Raw genomic sequence first — 1,420 nt, forward strand, 5'->3', positions numbered from 1 at the left:
TCATGGTTGCCGGTCCACACTGGGATGGAGAAATTCCCGCAGGCATAGACAGGGTGGTGTACAGCGAAGGTAATTTTGTCTACTGCGTAGTGAGAACCGGCGTGAACAGTGAGCTGGAAGGAGACCTTCAAAGGGTTCTCGAGATACAGCAGCAGTACAAATCGCAGGCTCTCAGCGATTATTGCGGAAATCCTTCTACGGAAGAGACTCGTTCCGTAGATCTGCCTCCTTTCGATCAAAGTGTTGCCGACTCGACTGGGTTTATCGGATACTTCAACTTTCTTCTCGGGCAGCTTGAAATACACCCTTCGGAGGAGGTTCTAATCAACGGTTTTTCTAGGATCGGAATCGGACCGAATTATCCATTCGATCCCGATAGCCTTTCAGAAGCCGTAAGAGAAGCTGTAGAGGAGGCAATAACTGAAGCCCGGGACGAGATCTATGCAATGGAGACGAAGATAGGGATCGTTCAGGACGGCTGGTCTTTGCCAGAAAGAATCTTCGGTAATAGGGACAGAATGCAGGGTCTGCATCTGATGAGGGCGGCGGCAGCTCATCTTGGACTGTATGGGAACGATCTGGAAGAGACCTTCTACCCGAACTGTCTGTCTGATAGCGATGGTGACACACTGGATGGTTCAAAATACAACTACGTCATTACCTTCAGCAAGGATCGGTTGCCTCCGGTTGATCCGAGAGGATTCTGGTCGCTCACAATGTACGACAAGGACCAGTTCCTTGTGGAGAATCCCCTGAACAGATACTCTATCGGCGATAGATCAGAATTGAAATATGGCGAGGATGGCTCTCTGGTTCTATATCTGCAGCATGAATCACCCGGAGCATCAAAGGAGTCGAACTGGCTTCCGACACCTGACGGGGAGTTCAAGCTCACCATGAGGATCTATATACCACTGCCCGAAGGGCTGGATCCCCTGTACTGTCCGCCACCAGTTCAAAAAGCTGGTGAATAGTTGGTGTTGACTTAGAAAACTTATGAATTCTAGAGCGATTGGTGGGGACTGATTGGTTGACCAAAACCGAATGCTCCAACGCAACTTTGACGGCAAGGAATCTAAGAAGAGCTGAGCAAGCGGAAAAACGAAAAGAGAAAGAGACGTACCACCACAAAGACCCATGAGTGGATTGCGTGGCATTTTCTTGAGTGCTTCTAAGGAATTCTATAAATGGGCGTCTGTCTTCGCGATGGGCGCCGTTTCTCGCTATAGCAAGTAATTTTCCAACAACGAGGCTTAGCGACTAACTCTCCTTCCTTTGCAACCCTAACCAAATGTGGTTCACACGGGAACAGCAGCATGAGATATGTATTTTCCCTTTCCCCATATCTGGCAAGTCCTCCATTTCATACTACCCTCAAAGAAATGATAGTCTTTCAAAGCGGCAGTTTATTGAAGTGGAT

At 48.5% G+C, this 1,420-nt stretch carries 1 protein-coding gene; it reads left to right on the top strand.

Translation table 11 applies throughout. The annotated features are described in order from the left end of the window. On the top strand, positions 1 to 974 hold a 974-nt coding region (locus tag RJ60_RS11445), incomplete at its 5' end, for a DUF1254 domain-containing protein (RefSeq protein WP_103134755.1). Positions 975 to 1,420: the final 446 nt, after the last annotated feature.

The organism is Mesotoga sp. B105.6.4, from assembly GCF_002896535.1.
Taxonomy (GTDB): Bacteria; Thermotogota; Thermotogae; order Petrotogales; family Kosmotogaceae; genus Mesotoga.